Genomic DNA, 1,311 nt, shown 5'->3' with positions numbered 1-1,311 from the left:
CACGGTGACTGCGTCGGCGATGCCCAGCGAAAAGGAGCGGCCGCGCCAGCCACTGGTGGCGACGCCGCGCACGCCGTCTTCGGCGCGGATCGTGATGCGGTCGGCCATGCCGTGCCCGGTGCCGGCGATCGCCAGCGTTATCGTGCCGCCCTTGCCGAGATGAATAGCGCTGTCGCCGCCATTGTTGACGTAGGCGCGCTCGAGCCGGCGTCCGGCGAGAAGCGCGGCCAGAACTTCGTCGGCTACCGAACCCGCAACGGCGGCCATCGGCGTGATGAAGCTTTCCGCGAGCGGTGAGACCGCGGCCTCCATGCGCCGCGCGGTCGGACCTGCAAAAACGCTCGGCGTCAAAGACGCCGGACGGCGCAATTCGGGAAGCTCCTCGACCAGTTCGGTCAGGATCGTCTGGAAGCGCGCGACGGCCTGCACGCAGCCGGCGCGGCGTTCAGCTGCATCGCCAAAGGCCTCGACGATGAGGTCGATCGGCCCGTGATTGAGATGAAGCCGCCTGCCGTCGGCGAGCCAATGCGCCTGCGGGCCGTTCATCAGTCGGCCCCATTGGCCGGGGTGCGGCGCAATTGCGCCAACGGCGGCCAGGGATTGCCGGCCGGCGCGCCGACATTGCTGCGCGGATTAAGGTATTCGCCGCCTTTGGCAAGAATGTCCTCGACGCTGCGGATCTCGTCCTCGTAACCGCCGAGCCGGACGTAGTCGTCGCGGCGCATGGTGAATTCGATCGGCGCGACCAGCGCCGGCGTCGGCACATAACCGAATGCGCCTTCCGGCACGCGGGTGACATCGACCATCAGGGTGATGCCGCCGCCCGGCCAGACATAGACCGGCGCGCCGCCGACCGTGACATAGGTCTTCAGGCCCTGAACCGAGCGGGTGAGATTGACCGGGTTTTCGGTGACGCCGGCGCGCAGCGAGCCGCCCGCGCCGCCGATGAAGAGCACAGTGCACAGGGCCGGCTCGCAATTGTCCTCGATCAGGCCGACGGATTTCTGCAGCCGCTCCGGGAACGGTTTCTCGACCGGTTTCAACTGATCGTCCAGTTCGTAGTAAGCGAACTGTTCGCCCGTGGTCGAGACCATCAGCAGCGACAGGCCGGGGCGAGCACCCTTCTTGGCGTTCCAATCGCCCAGGATCGACAGCGGATCGGAGATCGTCGTGCCGCCCCAGCCGAGACCGGGCTCCGAAACCTTGAAGTAGCGGCCGGGCGTCGAGCGGCGGCCGATGATCTTTATCCCGGTATCCTCCCAGCCCAATACCTTGCCGGCCTGATGTTCCGACACGACGCCGGTGATATGG

At 67.0% G+C, this 1,311-nt stretch carries 2 pseudogenes; both read right to left on the bottom strand.

The annotated features are described in order from the left end of the window. Window positions 1–546, bottom strand: a pseudogene (locus EOA60_RS33280) (UPF0280 family protein); the annotation flags it as partial. Continuing rightward, a pseudogene (locus tag EOA60_RS33275) lies at window positions 546–1,311 on the bottom strand (6-hydroxynicotinate reductase); the annotation flags it as partial. The pseudogenes EOA60_RS33280 and EOA60_RS33275, both read right to left, overlap by 1 nt.

Origin of the sequence: Mesorhizobium sp. M1A.F.Ca.IN.020.06.1.1, from assembly GCF_004023265.1 — a bacterium.
Lineage (GTDB): Bacteria > Pseudomonadota > Alphaproteobacteria > Rhizobiales > Rhizobiaceae > Mesorhizobium.
The sequence above is the reverse complement of the archived record's forward strand: the minus strand, read 5'-3'. Positions and strand labels throughout refer to the sequence as shown.